The organism is Leeuwenhoekiella blandensis MED217 (assembly GCF_000152985.1).
In the GTDB taxonomy this organism is placed as follows: Bacteria; Bacteroidota; Bacteroidia; order Flavobacteriales; family Flavobacteriaceae; genus Leeuwenhoekiella; species Leeuwenhoekiella blandensis.
In genome coordinates, this window is record NZ_CH672395.1 from 1,366,728 (window position 1) to 1,385,254 (window position 18,527).

14 protein-coding genes and 1 other RNA gene are annotated in these 18,527 nt (G+C 41.0%); 5 read left to right on the forward strand and 10 right to left on the reverse strand.

Annotated features, from left to right (window positions below):
* Window positions 1-40: 40 nt before the first annotated feature.
* Entirely contained in the window at window positions 41-187 is a 147-nt protein-coding gene (locus MED217_RS19105) for a hypothetical protein (RefSeq protein ID WP_009779585.1), read from the forward strand.
* 55 nt (window positions 188-242) lie between these two features.
* Here the strand turns inward: MED217_RS19105 and MED217_RS05960 are convergent, their stop codons facing one another.
* The 5 genes from MED217_RS05960 to MED217_RS05980 all read right to left on the reverse strand — a co-directional run bounded on the left by MED217_RS05960 (window position 243) and on the right by MED217_RS05980 (window position 7,309).
* Window positions 243-1,568 (reverse strand): hypothetical protein, encoded by a 1,326-nt coding sequence (locus MED217_RS05960; protein ID WP_009779586.1) that lies wholly within the window; start codon window positions 1,566-1,568, stop codon window positions 243-245.
* A gap of 279 nt (window positions 1,569-1,847) precedes the next feature.
* On the reverse strand, window positions 1,848-2,189 hold the full coding sequence (locus MED217_RS05965; RefSeq protein ID WP_009779587.1) for a gamma-glutamylcyclotransferase family protein: 342 nt from the start codon (window positions 2,187-2,189) through the stop codon (window positions 1,848-1,850).
* 5 nt (window positions 2,190-2,194) lie between these two features.
* Window positions 2,195-4,693 (reverse strand): T9SS type B sorting domain-containing protein, encoded by a 2,499-nt coding sequence (locus MED217_RS18480; RefSeq protein WP_009779588.1) that lies wholly within the window; start codon window positions 4,691-4,693, stop codon window positions 2,195-2,197.
* 3 nt (window positions 4,694-4,696) lie between these two features.
* The gene (locus MED217_RS05975; RefSeq protein ID WP_230199241.1) at window positions 4,697-6,247 is read right to left on the reverse strand and encodes a hypothetical protein; all 1,551 of its coding nucleotides are present in this window, start codon (window positions 6,245-6,247) and stop codon (window positions 4,697-4,699) included.
* Between the two features lie 3 nt (window positions 6,248-6,250).
* Window positions 6,251-7,309: a glutaminyl-peptide cyclotransferase gene (locus MED217_RS05980; RefSeq protein WP_009779590.1), complete on the reverse strand. Its 1,059-nt coding sequence runs from the start codon at window positions 7,307-7,309 to the stop codon at window positions 6,251-6,253.
* Between the two features lie 88 nt (window positions 7,310-7,397).
* Between MED217_RS05980 and ffs the strand changes: the two genes are divergently transcribed.
* From ffs to fsa, 3 genes are all read left to right on the forward strand, one after another.
* Window positions 7,398-7,497: signal recognition particle sRNA small type (gene ffs, locus MED217_RS18720), an RNA gene on the forward strand.
* 45 nt (window positions 7,498-7,542) lie between these two features.
* Window positions 7,543-8,346, forward strand: coding sequence for an SDR family oxidoreductase (locus MED217_RS05985; protein ID WP_009779591.1), 804 nt, complete (start codon window positions 7,543-7,545; stop codon window positions 8,344-8,346).
* A gap of 122 nt (window positions 8,347-8,468) precedes the next feature.
* Entirely contained in the window at window positions 8,469-9,125 is a 657-nt protein-coding gene (gene fsa, locus MED217_RS05990) for a fructose-6-phosphate aldolase (protein WP_009779592.1), read from the forward strand.
* 129 nt (window positions 9,126-9,254) lie between these two features.
* Here the strand turns inward: fsa and MED217_RS05995 are convergent, their stop codons facing one another.
* Window positions 9,255-10,670 carry a TlpA family protein disulfide reductase gene (locus tag MED217_RS05995; protein WP_009779593.1) on the reverse strand — a complete coding sequence of 472 codons (1,416 nt, stop codon included), beginning with the start codon at window positions 10,668-10,670 and terminating at the stop codon, window positions 9,255-9,257.
* Between the two features lie 181 nt (window positions 10,671-10,851).
* Between MED217_RS05995 and MED217_RS06000 the strand changes: the two genes are divergently transcribed.
* A complete protein-coding gene (locus MED217_RS06000) occupies window positions 10,852-12,477 on the forward strand; it encodes an ABC-F family ATP-binding cassette domain-containing protein (RefSeq protein ID WP_009779594.1) in 1,626 nt (541 codons plus the stop codon).
* Window positions 12,478-12,549: 72 nt separating this feature from the next.
* Here MED217_RS06000 and MED217_RS18725 read toward each other — a convergent pair whose 3' ends face one another.
* The 4 genes from MED217_RS18725 to recG form a co-directional block, all read right to left on the reverse strand.
* Window positions 12,550-13,065 carry a DUF2007 domain-containing protein gene (locus MED217_RS18725; RefSeq protein ID WP_009779595.1) on the reverse strand — a complete coding sequence of 172 codons (516 nt, stop codon included), beginning with the start codon at window positions 13,063-13,065 and terminating at the stop codon, window positions 12,550-12,552.
* Window positions 13,062-13,796, reverse strand: a complete 735-nt coding sequence (locus MED217_RS06010; RefSeq protein WP_009779596.1) for a hypothetical protein — start codon at window positions 13,794-13,796, stop codon at window positions 13,062-13,064. The genes MED217_RS18725 and MED217_RS06010 overlap by 4 nt, the downstream gene beginning before the upstream one ends.
* Before the next feature lie 66 nt (window positions 13,797-13,862).
* A complete protein-coding gene (gene pheT, locus MED217_RS06015; RefSeq protein ID WP_009779597.1) occupies window positions 13,863-16,289 on the reverse strand; it encodes a phenylalanine--tRNA ligase subunit beta in 2,427 nt (808 codons plus the stop codon).
* A 101-nt stretch (window positions 16,290-16,390) separates the two neighbouring features.
* Window positions 16,391-18,493 (reverse strand): ATP-dependent DNA helicase RecG, encoded by a 2,103-nt coding sequence (gene recG, locus MED217_RS06020; RefSeq protein WP_009779598.1) that lies wholly within the window; start codon window positions 18,491-18,493, stop codon window positions 16,391-16,393.
* Between the last annotated feature and the right edge of the window lie 34 nt (window positions 18,494-18,527).

Below are 18,527 nucleotides of genomic sequence, written 5' to 3' on the forward strand. Positions count from 1 at the left end.
AGTGTGCGTTATAAAGGGACTATTAACCAAACGACATTTAATGGAAAACATTTACTCAAAAAAAGCGAATACGCTTGACAACGATCTAAAACCATCTAAAGAGACGGTAGACCGTATCTTAAATTATTCTAAGGCTTTAAGTGTTATGAATACTAAATCGGGGAAGTTTGATAACATCCTCAATTAAACTGGAAAGACCCGCTCAACAGCGGGTCTTTTTTTAATTTAGTATTTAGAACTTACTACCAACGAGTAAGTATTTCTTTTACTTCTGGAGTCTCTGCTCTTAATTCAAATTGCGTTCTTAGATTATTTTCTAGGAGAGCAAATCGTTCAGATTTTTCAGGTATTTCTATCTGTTTAAAAGAATCGGAAAAGGCTTGAATACTCAATTTTCCTACTCTTAAATTCTGAAAAATATTGGAAATGAAGGTGTTCATTTCGGCTTCGCCAATTTCATTTTCCAGAATATTAAATTGTTCAGGAGAGATCAATAGCGCATTAAGCTCATTGTGGTTGCTGGCAAGCCTGTTTTCGGTATTGGCGGTTTTACTCTCAATAAACGAATTGAGGGTATTATATTGATTGGTACTGTACTTTTTGAGATAGCGCAATTTTACATATTTGGCTAGCGATTGCAGCAACATACGATCAAGCTGGGTTTCTGGTTTAAAAGCACCAGAAAGATAGTAGTAAGCTTCACCCTCACCAATCGCATCATCGATTTTTGCTACATCTACATTTTGAGAGGTATTGATGATGGTATTATATGAAGCTTCATTGCCATAAACCGGCGAACTTACCTGTGCATATACTACTTTGCTATCAGAAGTTACCCGAGTGATGTCTTGAAGAAAACCTCTAGTTTTTTCAAAAGTAGCTTCAAGCGCCGGGATTTTGTCTTGCGGCACATTGATATAATTGGCATATTTTCCTGGAGTATACTTTAGATTACCTGCCAATAAAATCATGTCGCCTTCAACCTGATCATTTATAAATGTCGTTCCGCTGGGTTGTGGTTTCCCCTTACCTAAATAGATGCTTTCACAATCGGTACAGTTTGCAGTGATAGCATAGGTATAATTAAACGGATTCATATAATCTGAAACATTACTCGACTTGTTTACGATTTCAGGATACCACTTGTCTGCATTGGTCGCTCGTAACACTCCGTTGGAATAAACCAACTGACCTTTGTAGCGTCTCGCACTTTTAGGCTTGTCAAAGTTTTTGAACTTGCCTTCAGTTTCTATAGTGAGCGTAGATTCAGGTGTAATAACCACCTCGCATCCTACAAGTACCGTATAGATCAAACAGTCGTTGCAGTTTTGGGGTACTTTACTTGACGCGATGCGATCCCCATTAAGTTCAATAGATTTTACCTTGATATATTCGTTTAACCGAAACGATAAGGTCTGTGTATCTACGGGCAAGTTGCTCAGCGTATACGTGGCATCTATAGTTTCATCCTCGAGTGAGATATTCACCGTTCCATCGAGGTGGCTCAGCTTTTGAGCAAAACTCAAATTCACAAGTAAAAGACAAAGTATAAGGGCCTTAATATTCATAGCTAACGTATTCTTTAGATCAAAAATAGGTAGCCTGAATTAATCCGTTGAGAAATAACCGATTCTGTGTTTTTAAACGAGCTGAACGGTCGTTGGTCTAAATTGTAAGATTAGGTTTGGTTTTGAGGGAGCTTTTTAAAGACAAACGCAACAGAAGTGCCAGAAATTTAGAACTTAGTACAAGGATATTGTAGGAAGAACATAAGGGAAATGAGTCTTTTAAGCAGCTTTACTAAAAAGCGTTGTTTAATTTTAATAAAACTTTAACATTTCTTGTAGTTAAGCTTTGATGTAGACAAGACAGGCTCTTCCTGAGTTTAAGCGTACGCTTTTGCGCGTGTAGGCTGCACCTTCATAGGCATCGGTGATCAAAAGTTCCGCTGAAGTTATTTCGTAGCAAAATCCACCAATGCTATCGTTTGGATTCCCCGTATATTCGGCAATAAAATAGGTGTTTTGTTCCAGACTGTTTTCAGGCAGGTTGATAGTACTCAAAATATAACTGCTCAGGCTGTCTTGATGTCCGCTTAAGGTTCTGCCATACAATTCCTGCTGGATCTGCCGGTCCTGTAGCGTTCCGTAGGAAAAAATAAATACTGAAGTTTCTGCTGAAGAACCCATAAGCTTTAGCGTTTCAGTGTAAAATGTCCAGAATGTGTTGAAATACTCCCGTCGTTGCGTGTGAGTTTTACTTTGTACCAGTATTCATCTGATGGCAATGGTTGATCTCGCGTGCTTCCATCCCAACTTGCATCAAACGTGTGTAGTGTTTTTAACAATTTCCCAAATCGGTTAAAAATCTCAATGCGCACCTGTGTATAGAGTGAGGCATCCAATCCTAGACTTCCCCAACGATCGTGATATCCGTCATTATTAGGGGTGAAGTATTCAGGAAATCCTAACACCGCAACCTCTATACTGCTTAGACCACAACCGTTTTTATCACGGATAAATAAAGTATGAAAACCGGGGGTCACGTCATCAAAAACCGGAGCATCCTGATAAAAGCCTATCGCATCACCTAAAGCATATTCATAAGCGCCTACGCCTAATAAGGAAGGGTCGAGAACCCGAATTTGGTTTCTTCCGTTTTCTTGTATAACTTCAATATTGTCACCGGTGATGGTCGCAGCTTCTGAAGCGATGACTTTAATACTTTTTACTACAGATGTGCAACCATACGAAGTAAACGCCTGTACGCTATACACCCCAGGTTGGTTGACGGTAATTTGAGGTGTGGTGCCAACAATAGTGCCTGCTGCATCCTGCCACACATAATCATAAACATCTTGGGCGTTGCTGGTTTCTAAGGTAAACGATGATGCATTGCTGCAAAACTTTCCTTCATTCAATACCTCAAATTGAGGAACGGGCTCAACCACAAGGCGCAAATGCGGACCAACACCAAAACAAGACCCGGAATCGGCATTATCTACACGAACAAAAAGGATTTGCTCGTCAGCAATTTCGTTACGGTAGCTATCTTGTGGCAGGATTTCATTTTGTTCTAAGAGTGCATCAGTCTCATTACGAAAATAAGACACTGATAAATTTTGTCCTGCCGGAAATTGATTCAGCATAGCAGAAGATGCCTGTGTGAGATCAAAAGTGGCCATTCCATCCGCTACTTCATCTGCATCACACGTAGTAAGTGTATAACTGAAGCTGTCTGGGAACGAGGTTGTAGATACTTGCAGGTTCACTTCGGTTACGTGAAAACAGCCGGAAGCATTGGAAGCGTAGGCATAAATCGTATTTCCGGAGGCATTGTTATAAACACCAGCTAAAACATTGGATCCAGAATTGGTGTCGGCATCAAAACGGGTACTGTAAAACACAACATCTACGGCGGTATTGGTTGTAAGTTGTGGGATGATGCTATTCAAATTAAAATCGGTAAAGCCGTCTGGAGTGCCGTCTTCATCACAGTTTGAAAAAGTGATCTGGCCCGGTGTATTCACTTCAGGGAGTACTTCGGCAACTACAGTTCTGCGTATTCCCGTACTACACCCGGGAGCTTCTCCTGCCAGATAGAAATTAGTTGTAGTACTAATCGAAGGATTGAAGTTGGCTCCGGTATGCACAAGATTTCCGCCGGTAGGCGCATCATACCAGTTTAAGATTCCCGTGGTTGTAGTGGCAGTTAGGTTTACCGTACCAGCTCCGCATCGGGAATCACCAGTGGCGGTCGTCACCGGAATACGAACAGTGGTTGAGGCTGCAATTTGTAATTCGGGATCGCCCGGCATACCACCATATTCTACAATATACCCTTTCGCCTGAAAGTCTGGACTTGTTTCTCCGGTGGTTCGTAAATCATTCCAGGAGCCTTCAATACCGATTCCCGGAGCGGTGATGTGCGCATAGTCTTCACCGCCATTTGTATTATTCGGTTCGCCAGAATTCCAATAGGCAAAAGTAGTGGTGGTACCTCCCGGTCCGCCACGCCAGAATTCTACACCACCGGCCAATCCTTCGGGACCGGTGACCCATTTCCAGACGCCTTCCTCAGCTTCATCTGTACCGCCTATCCAACCCGCACCCTGCGTTTGTTCTCCACAAAGCACAGCTTCGTCTAGCGAAGTGATTGTCGCCAAATAGCCTTGCAGACCATAATAGGTACGTGCCTGAGCATCGGCGCGCGCATCCTGCCAGGTGATGAGATTATCGGCTACATATTCATAATAATGACCGGAAGAAGGGAGGTAGTTGGCCTCGCCAATCGTAATAGAAAATTCTCGGGCGCCACTTACATTTGCTTGGCTGTTGCTATAGGTGACCGCTTTTACGGCATTGATAATTTCGCTGGTAGTAATTCCAGAAGAAAAGCTCATAGTGAGTTTTCCTGCGGAAGCATCAAATGCTGAAGTAATATTGGGAAAGCTGGCGTTGAGCTCAAGAAGATCGGTCCCTTGCTCGTAGCCTGAAGAGATCTGAACGTATAAAGCATTTATTACGGTGCCACCGTTGTTCACTAGATCAAAATCGGTAACAATAGGAATACGAGATTGCGGACAATAAATCTGATCACCCGAGGCGGTTAATTCTGGATTTTGGGCGAAAAGCGTCCAAGTGAAAAATGCAAAGCAGCATAAAATTTTCAAATGCTTAGGGAGCTGGATCATAGTTTAATTCTCAAATTGTATTGCTTGGTAGGATCCGGCATCACTGCGCTCTGGGCGCGCTACACCTAAAAGGTCAACAGGGACCTGAGTGCTTCCGGTGGTATTACCTAAAGTTTGTGCGGCAGAACCTTCACCGATTCGGTAGTCGTTGCGCGCGATGTTTCTGAAATCAGGGATGGAATTCAATAGAACATCCTGATAAAGACTTTCATTTTCAAAAGCATAGTTAGGCCTTCCTTCAAAATCTCCAAAAGTATCTTCAAAACGGATCAAGGTATTCTGAAATTGAAAATTGAAAGTGGCCGAAGCTACCGAAGTAAGCGCAAGTTCCCTGGAGGCGCTTCCATAGATGATGCAATTGATAAACGTGGCGGCCTCAAGATCTGCGACAAAAAGTTCGTCTTCGGTCTCTAAAAAGTTATCGATCTGAACTGCTGGGGTATTGCGAAAACTTTGATCCCAATAATTTGCAAACGTGCTATGCGTAAAGGAATAATTTCCGCCTTGCCGAAGCCAAAGGTTGGAAATCCCCGAATTACCAACCAAAAGATTTTCACCTGCGACTGCAGCATTTACAGCGTACAAACCCACAGCCGAGCTGTTGTAGATCTGAACATTTTTAAGCTCCAGATTGCGATCGGTATTTCCTGAATGACCATCGGTAAGAATGCCGATTTGACTGTTTTTTATTGTGGTATGCTGCAGAGATCCTGTACTTCCCGGCGTAAACCAAATCGTATTCCATTGCCCGGGAACGTTGCCATATTTCGGCTCCAGGCGATCGCCTTCAAAGATAATTTCACGTTCAAGCACTTGTTGATCTTCACTTAAAAGCCCATGGGCTAGTAGACGTCCTTCATTGGCAACAATGATTCCGCTGTTTTCATGAAAATGTAAGCGGGCTCCGGCTTCAATTTGCATGGTTTTTCCTGAAGGCACACCGGCATAACCATAGATCACATAAGGTTTTTCATTAGTAAATCGCAGTTGCTCCTCTTCAAGTAAAAAACCTTCCACGCTGATTGGATTGCCGGAAGCATCTGTACCGATTTCTAGTGTTTCTTTTATGCCCGAAGCATTCCTTGAAGGAAATAGGAAAATAGCATCTTGAACCAAAGTAACGAGAGCTACTTCTTGGGTATTTCCGGAGGATTCAAACTGCAATTGATCGGTGTAGAGTAGTGCATTTTTATCTTGGTCGAGATCTATTGTGGCTTCAATAAAGATAAAAATGCTATCCTTTGCGCGAATTTCAACGTTTTCAAAAGTTTTTCCGGCGAGACCGTCAACATTAAGCCGATATTTGGAGTTTTCGCCTTGCGCAAGTCCTACACGCGGAATGGAGATCAAATCATTAGACCTATTGAACACTTTTAGACTGTAGGTGCTGCTGCCAATAGTAGAAAAAACAGTGTCTAAATAAACGGTGTCCCTAGAGAATTCAAGGTTTCCTGAGCTTAGTCGCGGCTCAAAATCTTCTCTGCACGAACTCAGCAAAACTATGCTGAGAAGAGCAGGAATCAAGCGCAGACTAAGGAGGAACGTGTTTTTCAAGGATTATTTCTTAACGAGTTGTATTTCAAAAAGTTTATCCCAATGCTTGCCGGTAACATAGAGTTTATTGGTTTCCGGATTGAAAGCAATACCGTTAAGCACTTCGTTATCTTTATCTTGAATCGAGTTGATCTCTTTTTTAAGAGGTCTTAGATCTACAACGCCCTCGATCGCACCGGTTTCAGGATTGATGATAGAAATGCTGTCAAACTGATAACTGTTGGCATAGATCTTTCCGTTAACCCATTCAAGTTCATTATATTTTGAGCGTAATTTTTTAGAGTCTACTACTTGAATGTAATCTTGTTCTGCGAGCGTTTCCGGGTCGAGAAGCCAAATTTTTTCAGTACCGTCAGACTTATAGACCACACTGCCGTCGTTACACAAACCCCAACCTTCTTTGCTTCTTCCATAATTGAAGGTTTTGGTTTTTTCTAAGCTGTTTACATCATAAATAAAGCCCACATTTTCACGCCAAGTTAATTGAATGATCTTATCATTTACGACGGTAAGCCCTTCTGCAAAGTATTTTTTGTCAAGATCGATACGTTCTAAGATTTCTCCGGTTTCTAAGTCGGTTTTAAGTAAACCAGATTCGCCATATTCGCCAACACTTTCATACAAAATCCCGTCGTGAAATTCTAATCCCTGCGTGTAAGAAGATGTATTGTGCGGGTACGTATTGATGATCTCATAGGAGTAAAGCGTGGGCGTGTTGGACGCAACAAAAAGGAGTTGCGTGTCAATAAGAGCCTGTTTTCCTTCAGCAAAAATAGCGGCGCTAAGTTTCTTTTCTCCAAGTTTCTCGATTTTAAAATCTGTGGTTAAAGCCGTAAGATCTGTTTTAGAACCTAAAATCTTTCCGTCCAGTTTATAAATGACCGAATCGATAGTAATATCGCCTTTAGGTTGCAGGGTGACGGTAACTGTTTCACCATTTTTCAGGCTCTTTTCAGGTTTGTCAAGGGTTAATTTGAAGCTTTTGCTTAAATCTTTTCCGTTGCCGCATGACAAGATAGTAAGACTTAAAATTAAGACTACGAGAAGGTTATAGCTGCGCATGAAGTTTTATATTTTGAGGTCAAGTTAAATCAATAAATTCAGTTAAAAAAACGTTTGGTTTAGTGTTCTATTGCTGTATATTTGCACCCGGCAAGTCCTACACAACCAGCTCCTGTCGAATTCCCCCAGGGCGGGAACGCAGCAAGGGTAGATGGTCGTAGCGGTGTGATGTAGGTAGCTTGCCTTTTTTTATGCCCTAATATTACGTATTTTCCCCGCTCTAAATTTTAAGTATGTCTCAAGTAGTCTTGATCACAGGAGCCTCTTCAGGAATAGGAAAATCAATCGCCGAATTTTTAGTAACCAAAGGTTTTACCGTCTACGGAACAAGCCGCAACCCCAAACAGCAGGAAGTAAATGGCGTACATTTTCTTGCGCTCGACGTGACTAAACCAGAAACCATTGCTACAGCTATGGAGCAAGTTCTAGAAAAAGAAGCGCGTGTGGACGTATTGATCAATAATGCCGGAAAGGGAATAACAGGACCTTTAGAAGAAATTCCCGAGGAAGAACTCAGATCGATTTTTGAGACCAATTATTTTGGTCCCTTACGCGTGATCAAAGCTGTTTTACCTACTATGCGGAAGCAGGGCAGCGGCCTCATTATTAATGTGACTTCCATTGCAGGATATATGGGCTTGCCGTACCGAAGTGCATACTCTGCGACCAAAGGAGCTTTAGGCTTGACCACCGAAGCTTTGCGCATGGAGCTCAAAGAATTTAACATCAAACTAACCAATGTCGCACCCGGTGATTTTGCTACCAATATTGCAGCAGGACGCTACCATGCTCCTTTAAAGCAAGATTCGCCCTACGCAGCAAACTACGGCAAATCTTTAGCCTTGATGGATGAACACGTTGATCACGGTGAAGATCCTCAAAAAATGGGAGAAGCGGTTTTTGCCATCATCAATGAAAAAGAACCAGCCGTACATTATAAAGTAGGCGCCTACATGCAAAAGATCTCTGTATTCTTAAAAGGTGTGTTGCCGAGTAAAGTATATGAGCGCTTGTTGCTTAATCATTACAAACTTTAGACTTAAGGTTAAATTAGTGTGAAATAAACACTTATATTGGTTTTAAATCCGTAGTTCTTAAAAATTAACGATTTTATTGCGTAATTTTGAACAACAAATATTAGATAATCTAAATTCTTCACATGAAATTTTTTATTGATACAGCAAATCTAGACCAGATTAAAGAAGCACAGGAACTAGGAGTTCTTGACGGTGTAACTACAAACCCATCATTGATGGCAAAAGAAGGAATCACCGGTAGAGAAAATATATTAAAGCATTATGTAGATATCTGTAACCTTGTTGATGGTGACGTGAGTGCCGAGGTGATCGCTACAGACATCGACGGAATGATCAAAGAAGGTGAGGAGTTGGCTGCACTTCACGAACAAATCGTTGTGAAAATACCAATGATCAAAGATGGTATTAAAGCTTTAAAATATTTCAGCGATAAAGGAATCAAAACAAACTGTACCCTTGTATTTTCAGTAGGGCAGGCATTATTAGCGGCTAAGGCAGGAGCAACGTATGTGTCTCCATTCTTAGGACGTCTTGATGATATTTCGACTGATGGACTTCAGTTAATTTCAGATATTCGTTTGGTTTATGATAACTATGCGTTTGAAACACAAATTTTGGCAGCTTCTGTACGTCACACAATGCACGTAATTGATTGTGCTAAATTAGGATCTGATGTAATGACAGGACCTTTAAGCTCTATCGAAGGCTTATTGAAGCACCCACTTACAGATATCGGACTAGAAAAGTTCTTAGCAGATTACAAAAAAGGAAACAGTTAATGGTTCCTAAAGGTATAAAACTTAAAAAGCCTGCTCACAAGAGCAGGCTTTTTTATTGGTAGTGTTCCGATCCTGAAATAAGTTGAAACAAATTCGCCTTAATCAGGAACTAATTTTTCTGTAAAGTAATTACCTGTTCAAGCCTTGCAGCAGTTCGTTTTCAAAATTAGAGCTGAAGATGTTGGCGTGTGCGTTGATGATGATTCCGTTACGATCTACAATAAAGGTTTTTAAAAGGGAATTAAGTGCGAGATCTTTAGAGAGTTCATCAAATTTATCGGTGAAATAATACTGCTTGGAGACATCAAAATTATAACGCGTAATCGTCTTTTGCCAATGTTCAAAGGTGTCGTTCACATTGATCGCGATATAGGTGTACTCAGGATATTTTTTCTGCAGCGAGCGTGCAAGTTTTTGGGCTCTGATGGCGTGTGATTTTCGGGACGATGACCAAAAGAAAATAAAAGAGGGTCTGTTGATTATAGCATCAAAATTAAGGGTGTCGCTGTCTATATTGATGAGTTTCTCGTTAGGAATACGCTTACCGGTTTCAATATTCTTGTTGGCTTCATAAAGTGATTTGATGATAAACTTATCATCTTTAGAAGCAATACGTTCCATATACATATCATACAGCGTTTGACCTCCTTTTTTATCGTTGCTGTTTGCCAAATAATCGCGTATGGTTCGGGTGAGTAAAAAGCTTTCAACCGAATCATTATCAACTTCGGTCTCTATAAGGCGCAGCTTATGTAAATTGTGGGTGAAAGAAAGTGGATCGTAAGCTTCCTGCTTGTAGTAGTCTTTAAACGCGGCCTGGTTGAAATAATTGATGAGGAATCGTTGATAACTGTAGAGCTCCAATAAACTCGCATCGTTAAAATCAACTTCTTCACGATAATCGTAAAAGGATTTAGGCAGACTTTCTAAAAACGTGACGCGATCTACGCCAAAGTGTGACATCGGGTATACCTCTTTACGCGCATAGAAATCATAATTAACGATGGTATTGGCGATTTTTTCAAAGTAATTGTCGGTAGTATTCTTTTTGAAAAAATCATCAACCAACGCTTGACGTTCTTGTTTTAAACTCGCAATACTTCTGTTAAAGGTTTCGGGGTCTTGTTGATAGATCTCTTCTTGCAGCATCAGCTCATTCTCGTGCTCATTTTTAAGGAAGAGTTCTACCATTAAGTTGTTTTGAGGCGCTCCGTATCCAGAAAAGGTGAGTGTCTCATCAAACTCATAAGTATTCACCCGTAACATAATACTGTCGTTAGGCTCGAGGTAAATGATCTGCCCTTCGTTGTGAAAGATTTGATACAGTCCTTTTTCAGGATCTTGAATTTCGTAGAGAAAGCGGTTATTTTGGTCTAACCTGATCGTGTCAACAAGCATATCATTCTTGCGCAACACTACAAAATTAGACGTAGGATTAACGATCTCACCTCCTAAGTAAGTCCCGTAATCGGTTTTGTGTGCTTTTTCAGAACAACCTATTAAGAATAGGGATAGACAGGTGGCTAGAAACAGCTTAATGCTCATAAAAGGTTGAGATAGAGGTAATGCAATAGGTTGAAAATTAAAAATTGCTTCAAATGTATAAGTGACACTTGATGTGGGCTGTTAATTACGCGTTAAAACATACAATTAAAAAGTTAATGTTTCTTCTTTTAGTTGAATAGCTGTACTTTTGCAAATCACTATAAAATCAGGCTTTAAGCATATGTTATCAGTATCAAATTTATCTGTACAGTTTGGAAAACGCGTTCTGTTTGACGAGGTTAACGTATCGTTTACTCAGGGCAATTGCTACGGAATTATTGGGGCAAACGGTGCAGGAAAATCTACATTTTTAAAAATAATCTCAGGAAAGGAAGAACCTACCAGCGGTCACGTACATCTGGAACCGGGAAAACGCATGTCTGTATTAGAACAGGATCACTATGCATACGACGAGCACACGGTACTTGAGACGGTGCTTATGGGTAACAAGCCGTTGTTTAAGATCAAGAGCGAAATTGATGCCTTGTATGCCGATTATTCTGATGAGAATGCAGAGCGCATAGGTGAACTTCAGGTAGAGTTTGAAGAAATGAACGGTTGGAACGCAGATAGTGACGCAGCAGCATTACTATCTAATTTGGGTATCGCAGAAGATTTGCACTACAGTCTTGTTAAAGATCTTGATGGTAAGCAAAAAGTACGCGTCTTACTTGCTCAGGCCTTATTCGGTAATCCCGATGTGTTGATTATGGATGAGCCTACTAACGACCTGGATTATGAAACCATCAATTGGTTAGAGAATTTCTTAGCCAATTATGAAAACTGCGTCATCGTAGTTTCTCACGACCGTCACTTCTTAGATGCGGTTTGTACCCATATTTCAGATATTGACTTTGGGAAAATTTCTCATTTCAGCGGAAACTATACGTTTTGGTATGAGTCGTCTCAGTTAGCAGCACGTCAGCGCGCACAGCAAAACAAAAAGGCCGAAGAAAAGAAGAAAGAGCTTGAAGAGTTCATCCGTCGTTTCAGTGCGAACGTAGCAAAAAGTAAACAGGCAACTTCGCGTAAGAAAATGATCGACAAGCTTAATGTAAATGAGATCAAGCCGTCGAGCCGTAGATATCCTGCCATTATTTTTGAACGCGAGCGTGAAGCCGGAGATCAGATTTTAAATATTGAAAAATTAGCGTCTTCAATTGACGGTGAAATATTGTTCAAAAACGTAAATCTTAACCTTGCTAAAGGCGATAAGGTGGTGGTGTATTCTAAAGACAGTAGAGCAACCACAGCTTTTTATGAGATCCTAAACGGAAAGCAAAACGCGCTAGAAGGGAAATTTGAATGGGGAGTAACTACCAATCAGTCGTACCTTCCGGTAGACAATCAAGAGTATTTTGATAATGAATTAACCTTGGTAGATTGGTTGCGTCAATATGCAAAAACTGAGCAAGAGCGTGAAGAGGTGTATTTGAGAGGCTTTCTAGGGAAAATGATTTTCTCTGGTGAAGAAGCTTTGAAAACATCAAATGTACTTTCCGGAGGAGAAAAAGTACGATGTATGCTAAGTAGAATGATGATGCAGCGCGCAAATGTGTTGATGTTTGATGAACCTACAAACCACTTGGATCTGGAATCGATCACTGCGATAAACAACAGTCTGAAGAATTTTAAAGGAACCATTTTATTGACCACAAGTGACCACGAGTTTGCACAAACCGTAGGGAATCGTATTGTGGAGTTGACTCCAAAGGGTGCGATAGACCGTTATTTAACTTTTGATGATTATATGAACGATCCTAAAATAAAAGAACAACGCGAGCAAATGTATGCTGTAGAAGCATAGGTTGAGCGAATGTATAAAACGAAAAAATCCGTGGTGTGAGCCACGGATTTTTTTGTTTTATACTGATTGTATTTACTTTCTCATAAAATGTCTAGCCAGCGTAAATGCACAAAAAACAGCGATAAAACTGCTCAGAGCAATGCGATAGGCAGGCAGGTCTTCTCCTTGTGTAAGCGGGTAGAGTCGCCACAGTGAGTAAATGAGTAATCCTGCGTTAAGAGCAAGATTAAAAAAAGACCGTTTGGGTTTTTCTTCTTTTTGAATAAGTGGCCGTTCTCCTGCACGCTCTGTGTTTTGACGGTCTGTAAGTATGCGGGTTTGTGTAGCTTGTTCCTCAAGTTCAGCATCGGTGAACTTGGGTTCTGAAGTTGTTTTTTCGATAATATGTTTGGCTCTTAATAAGTTAGCTTTTTCTACAAATAATAAAACACCACGATCATAATTACTGCCAAAACCGGCGCGTATCGCACTCTCGTGATCATTACGAATTACACTATTAATACCGGCTTCATCCAGTTTATTTTTGAGATGATTGACGTTGATTTCAGAGCCGGTATACACGCGCTCGTATTTAGAATCTTTAATCATTGAGCTTTATCGTATTGACACTTCCATATGGCGGTGTTGAAGTTTTTACCTAGTGCAAAACCATAGTAAATTACGATTGCCGCAATAGATTTGAACATAAAAAAGAAGACCATCACGTCTTGACTAAAACTTTGCTCGGGAGCAAATAGCCCATCTGGAACTAGTAGTGTTGCCAAAATACTCGAAAGCATAATGGTAAATACTAAGGTTTCAAAAGTTTTAAACGGCCACATCATCAATTTGCGCAAGGGATGTAAATCCTTACCCCATTTGTGAATGAGATAATAATAACCATTTCCCATTGGAGCAAAAAGTAAGGGGTCGTCGGTTCTGCTTAGCACAAACATTTTTGAAGGCGCCATAATTTTAAAATTAGAAAGCGCGGTCTCATGTTCTTCCTCTAGGTGTTTAATTTCATCAAGGGCTTCCTGTGGATAGGTTCCTTTGAAAAAATGCGTATCTAAAAACCGAAGTCTGTAATCTACACAGATTTTTTTGATGCTCTTTTCATGAAATATACGAGCTGTGTCAAGTTTGTCAAAATCCAATACATTTGGAAGTTGCTCACTTGAATTTTGCTTCAGCTGATCTAAAATACGCGCATTGCTAGAAGGCGTGTTTTTAAGAAATTGATTAACCCAGTTTATGACTTTAGAATCTCCGGCATTGGTATTGTGAAGTTGTTCACGAAGTAATTTCTCGTGAATATTAGTTCTTTTTAACAGCATCATTCCTCTTTTTGAGTTTTAAAGTTAACTATTTGAAGACTAACGCACAATATGGTAAATGCTAAAAATCTAGCGCAGTTCAGCATTCAGGCTTTTCTCAAAGCGCTGCTGCAGCTTGTTCATGATTTTGTCAATTTCTTTATCGGTCAGGGTTTTGTGTTCGTCCTGAAGTGTAAAACTCACCGCATAACTCTTTTTGCCTTCCGGAAGATTTTCACCTTCATACACATCAAACAGCGCTACGTTTTTAAGGAGTTTTTTCTCCACCATATATGCTTCTTGATAGATCTGATCAAAAGTAACCTCTTGATCCAGAAGTAGCGCAAAGTCGCGACGCACAGCAGGGTTTTTAGGAATTGGAGCAAACTTGATTTTGTTCTGCTGAACCAAATCTAAAATAGTATCCCAGTTAAAATCTGCATATAACACTTCTTGTTCGATATCAAAGTGGTTACGAATGGCTTTAGAGACTAGGCCAAAAGAAACCACTTGTTTTTTCTGAACGCTATATTCTAAACCTTCAGAAAATTGAGCGTCTTTGAGTGGCTTAACCTTCCATTGAGCAATGCCTAAACGAGAAAGTACAGCTTCAACATTTCCTTTTAAATTGAAAAAAGTGGTGTTTTGTTGTTGCTGAAACCAGTTTTCAGCATTTTGTTTTCCGCTTAAAAGCAGGGTTAAATGCTTATGCTCTTCACGACCACCCGGGAAATTGTGATAGCTTTTTCCGAATTCAAACAGTTTTAAATCAGGCTGACGGCGGTTGCTGTTAAACGCAACAACTTCAAGTCCCGAAAATAACAATGACTGGCGCATTACCGAAAGATCGGTACTCAGCGGGTTGAGCATCGTTACATTATAATCTTCTTTGAACGCGTCATTAAGCGATGCATAAACCGGTGTGGTAAGCGAGTTATTTAGGATTTCATTGAAGCCTAAAGACGCCAATAAATTTCCGGTAACCTGCTGAATTTTATGATCTGCAAAGCGGCTGCTTTTAGAAACTGAAGCATTAAGCTTTGACTTAAACTGAATTTTATTGTATCCGTAAACGCGTAAGATCTCTTCGATAACATCTACTTCACGAGTTACATCATTACGATAAGCGGGAATCGTCATCCCAATGCCAGACTCGGTGATGTTATTGATCTTGATATCCAGAGAAGACAAGATCGATTTAATCGTCTCTTTGGGGATAGCTTCACCAATAAGTTTTTCTGCGCGATCAAAATTGAGAACTACCTGATGATCTTCGATCTTTTTAGGATAAAAATCAACAACATCGCTGGTGACTTCGCCTCCTGCACATTCTTGAATTAGAAGTACCGCGCGTATTAAAGCATACTCGGTGATATTAGGATCGATCCCTCGCTCAAATCTAAAAGACGCATCTGTATTCAAGCCGTGGCGCTTGGCTGTTTTTCTAACGCTTACAGGATCAAAGTACGCACTTTCTAAGAAGATCGAAGTAGTACCTTCGGTCACGCCGCTGTTTTCCCCACCAAAAACTCCTGCGATACAAAGTGGTTTTTCAGCATCACAAATCATCAAGTCTTCTTCGTGCAGTTCGCGTTCAATACCATCAAGAGTAGTGAATTTGGTTCCTGCTGCAACGGTTTTAACATTGATTTCTTTACCGGCGATCTTAGCCATATCAAAGGCGTGAAGCGGCTGACCCAATTCGTGCAAAACATAATTGGTGATATCTACCACGTTATTTTTTGGGGTAAGCCCGATGGCCTTAAGTCTGTTTTGAATCCACGCCGGAGATTCTTTTATAGTAAGACCGCTTAGCGTGATTCCACAATAGCGTGGCGCTTTTTCATTATTTAATACCTGAACGCTAATTTTTTGCATTCGGTTGTCAATTCTAAACGAACTGGTTGACGGGGTTATGAACTCAGGATGTACCCCAGATTGAATGAGACCTGCACGTAGATCTCGCGCAGTACCCATATGGCTCATCGCATCAGATCGGTTAGGTGTCAGACCAATTTCAAAAACAATATCGTCCTCGATCTCAAAAATTTCAGCAAGCGGAGTACCCGGTTTTAAATCTTCTTCGAGAATCATAATACCATCATGACTTTCGCCAAGACCGAGTTCATCTTCGGCACAGATCATTCCGTTGCTTACCTCGCCGCGTATTTTACCTTTTTTGATTTTCCAAGGTTCTCCCTTATCATCATAAAGCGTGGTACCTACGGTTGCTACAGGAACTTTTTGACCGGCATCAACATTAGGAGCTCCGCATACAATTTGTACAGGTTCTCCATCGCCCAGATCAACAGTGGTGAGTTTTAGACGGTCTGCGTTAGGGTGTTTTACACAAGTCAATACGTGACCTACCACAATGCCTTTAAGACCACCTTTTACACTTTGAAAAGGTTCTATTCCTTCAACCTCAAGACCTAAGTCTGTCAATAAATTGCCGGTTTTTTCGGCATCCCAATCAATATTTATAAACTGTTTTAACCAGTTGTAGCTAATCTGCATGCTTCTATTTTTGAAAGCGCAAATATACTATTTACGCTGCTTTTTTAATCAAATACTTGAGGTTAATCACGACTTAAAACCATTAGTTTTTAACATTGAAATCAGGATATATAATTCCAAATATTTTTAAATTTCATTACCTGAGCATAGGTCTTACGTACGGGTAAGTTTTCAGGTTGCGCCAGTTGCGGATCTTCTTTCAATAGGGCTGATGCATAATTCCGCGCAATTTTCATGACTTCGTTATCCTTTACAATATCAGCGATTTTTAGATTGAGCACGCCACTTTGTTGCGTTCCCATAATGTCTCCGGGACCGCGAAGCTTTAAGTCAACCTCTGCGATTTCAAAACCGTCGTTGGTTTGCGTCATGGTTTGCAGGCGGGTTTTTGAATCTTCAGAAAGTTTATGGCCGGTCATTAATATACAGTAACTCTGGTCTGCACCGCGCCCCACACGCCCACGTAGCTGATGCAATTGAGATAAGCCAAACCGCTCGGCACTTTCAATGATCATCACCGAGGCATTAGGCACATTCACGCCTACCTCGATCACGGTAGTCGCGACCATAATTTGTGTTTCACCATTCACAAAGCGATTCATCTCATAGTCTTTATCAGCAGGTTTCATTTGTCCGTGTACGATCGAGATTTGATAATCGGGCATCGGGAATTCTCTCGCGATACTTTCATAGCCATCCATCAGGTCTTTGTAATCCAGCGCCTCGCTTTCTTGAATAAGTGGGTAGACCACATAGATCTGTCGGCCTTTTTTGATCTCATCACGTATAAAACCGAAAACCTTTAAACGGTTGTTGTCGTAGCGATGCACGGTTTTAATGGCTTTTCTTCCCGGAGGTAACTCGTCTATCACCGAAACATCCAGATCACCATAAACACTCATCGCCAGCGTACGCGGTATAGGCGTTGCAGTCATAATCAATATATGCGGCGGCAGCTCATTTTTATGCCAAAGTTTGCTGCGCTGCGCCACTCCAAAGCGGTGTTGCTCATCAATAACGGCAAGTCCCAGATTTTTGAACTTTACTTTGTCTTCCAGCAACGCGTGCGTCCCTATTAAAATATGCAGGCTACCATCTTCCAGACTCTGATGAATTTCCCGGCGTTCTTTGGTTTTTGACGAACCGGTGAGCAGCGCGATTTTCAGATCTAGTTTTTCACATAATTCACTGATTCCCTGAAAATGCTGAATGGCCAGAATTTCAGTAGGCGCCATAAGACAGGCTTGAAAGTTATTGTCAAGCGCGATCAGCATAGTCATCAACGCGACGATGGTTTTACCGCTTCCCACATCTCCCTGAAGCAGGCGATTCATCTGTGCGGGTTTTCCCAGATCGTTACGGATTTCCTTTACTACGCGCTTTTGAGCCCCGGTAAGTTCAAAAGGTAGGTGCTCGTTATAAAAGGTGGTAAAATAGTCACCGATGGCTTCAAATGCATAGCCTTTAATCTTTTGCTTATGCAGTTGGTTTTTAACTAAAAGCTGCAATTGAATAAAAAAAAGCTCTTCAAATTTGAGTCTAAACTGTGCTTTAGCCAGTGTTTCTTGCTGCTGCGGAAAGTGAATATTGAGGTAAGCTTCGCGACGCGGAATCAGTTTCAGCGCATTCCGTATTGATTCTGAAAGCGATTCTTCAATACTTTTATGAACTTCCTGAAACAGGGTTTGCATCAGACCATTCATCACACGGTTGGTAATGCCTCTATTGCTTAGTTTTTCAGTAGAAGGATAAACCGGTTGCATTGCGATGCGCAAGCCTTTTTTATGTTCTTCAAGCAGTTCCAGATCGGGGTGCGCGATCGAGTAGGAGCTGCCAAAACGCTGCACTTTTCCAAAGGCGACATAAGGCACATTTATTTTCAGGCTTTCTCTAATCCATTTCAGTCCTTTAAACCAAACCAGTTCCATAGCGCCGGTTTGATCGATAAAGGTGGCAACGAGTCGTTTTGATCTTCCTTCCCCTGCGGTTTTGATGTGCGTGACTTTGCCAATGATCTGTACATCGGCACTGGTAGGTTGCAACTGACTAATCGTGTAATACTGTGTTTTGTCAATATAGCGGTTGGGAAAGAGGTTAAGCAGATCTTGATAGGTGTGAATGCCCAATTCTGAACGCAGCAAATTGGCCCGATTGGGGCCTACACCTTTGAGGTAATCTATAGGAGTTTGAAGTTTGCTGCTCATAAAAAACGAAGATATAAAACCCAATTATTTTATT

Coding starts and splice junctions, on each gene's coding strand:
- recG (WP_009779598.1), bottom strand. CDS start 18,493: ATGAGCAGCAAACTTCAAACTCCTATAGATTACCTCAAAGGTGTAGGC.
- MED217_RS05960 (WP_009779586.1), bottom strand. CDS start 1,568: ATGAATATTAAGGCCCTTATACTTTGTCTTTTACTTGTGAATTTGAGT.
- pheT (WP_009779597.1), bottom strand. CDS start 16,289: ATGCAGATTAGCTACAACTGGTTAAAACAGTTTATAAATATTGATTGG.
- MED217_RS05995 (WP_009779593.1), bottom strand. CDS start 10,670: ATGAGCATTAAGCTGTTTCTAGCCACCTGTCTATCCCTATTCTTAATA.
- MED217_RS05980 (WP_009779590.1), bottom strand. CDS start 7,309: ATGCGCAGCTATAACCTTCTCGTAGTCTTAATTTTAAGTCTTACTATC.
- MED217_RS06010 (WP_009779596.1), bottom strand. CDS start 13,796: ATGATGCTGTTAAAAAGAACTAATATTCACGAGAAATTACTTCGTGAA.
- MED217_RS06000 (WP_009779594.1), top strand. CDS start 10,852: ATGTTATCAGTATCAAATTTATCTGTACAGTTTGGAAAACGCGTTCTG.
- fsa (WP_009779592.1), top strand. CDS start 8,469: ATGAAATTTTTTATTGATACAGCAAATCTAGACCAGATTAAAGAAGCA.
- MED217_RS05985 (WP_009779591.1), top strand. CDS start 7,543: ATGTCTCAAGTAGTCTTGATCACAGGAGCCTCTTCAGGAATAGGAAAA.
- MED217_RS05965 (WP_009779587.1), bottom strand. CDS start 2,189: ATGGGTTCTTCAGCAGAAACTTCAGTATTTATTTTTTCCTACGGAACG.
- MED217_RS19105 (WP_009779585.1), top strand. CDS start 41: ATGGAAAACATTTACTCAAAAAAAGCGAATACGCTTGACAACGATCTA.
- MED217_RS18480 (WP_009779588.1), bottom strand. CDS start 4,693: ATGATCCAGCTCCCTAAGCATTTGAAAATTTTATGCTGCTTTGCATTT.
- MED217_RS18725 (WP_009779595.1), bottom strand. CDS start 13,065: ATGATTAAAGATTCTAAATACGAGCGCGTGTATACCGGCTCTGAAATC.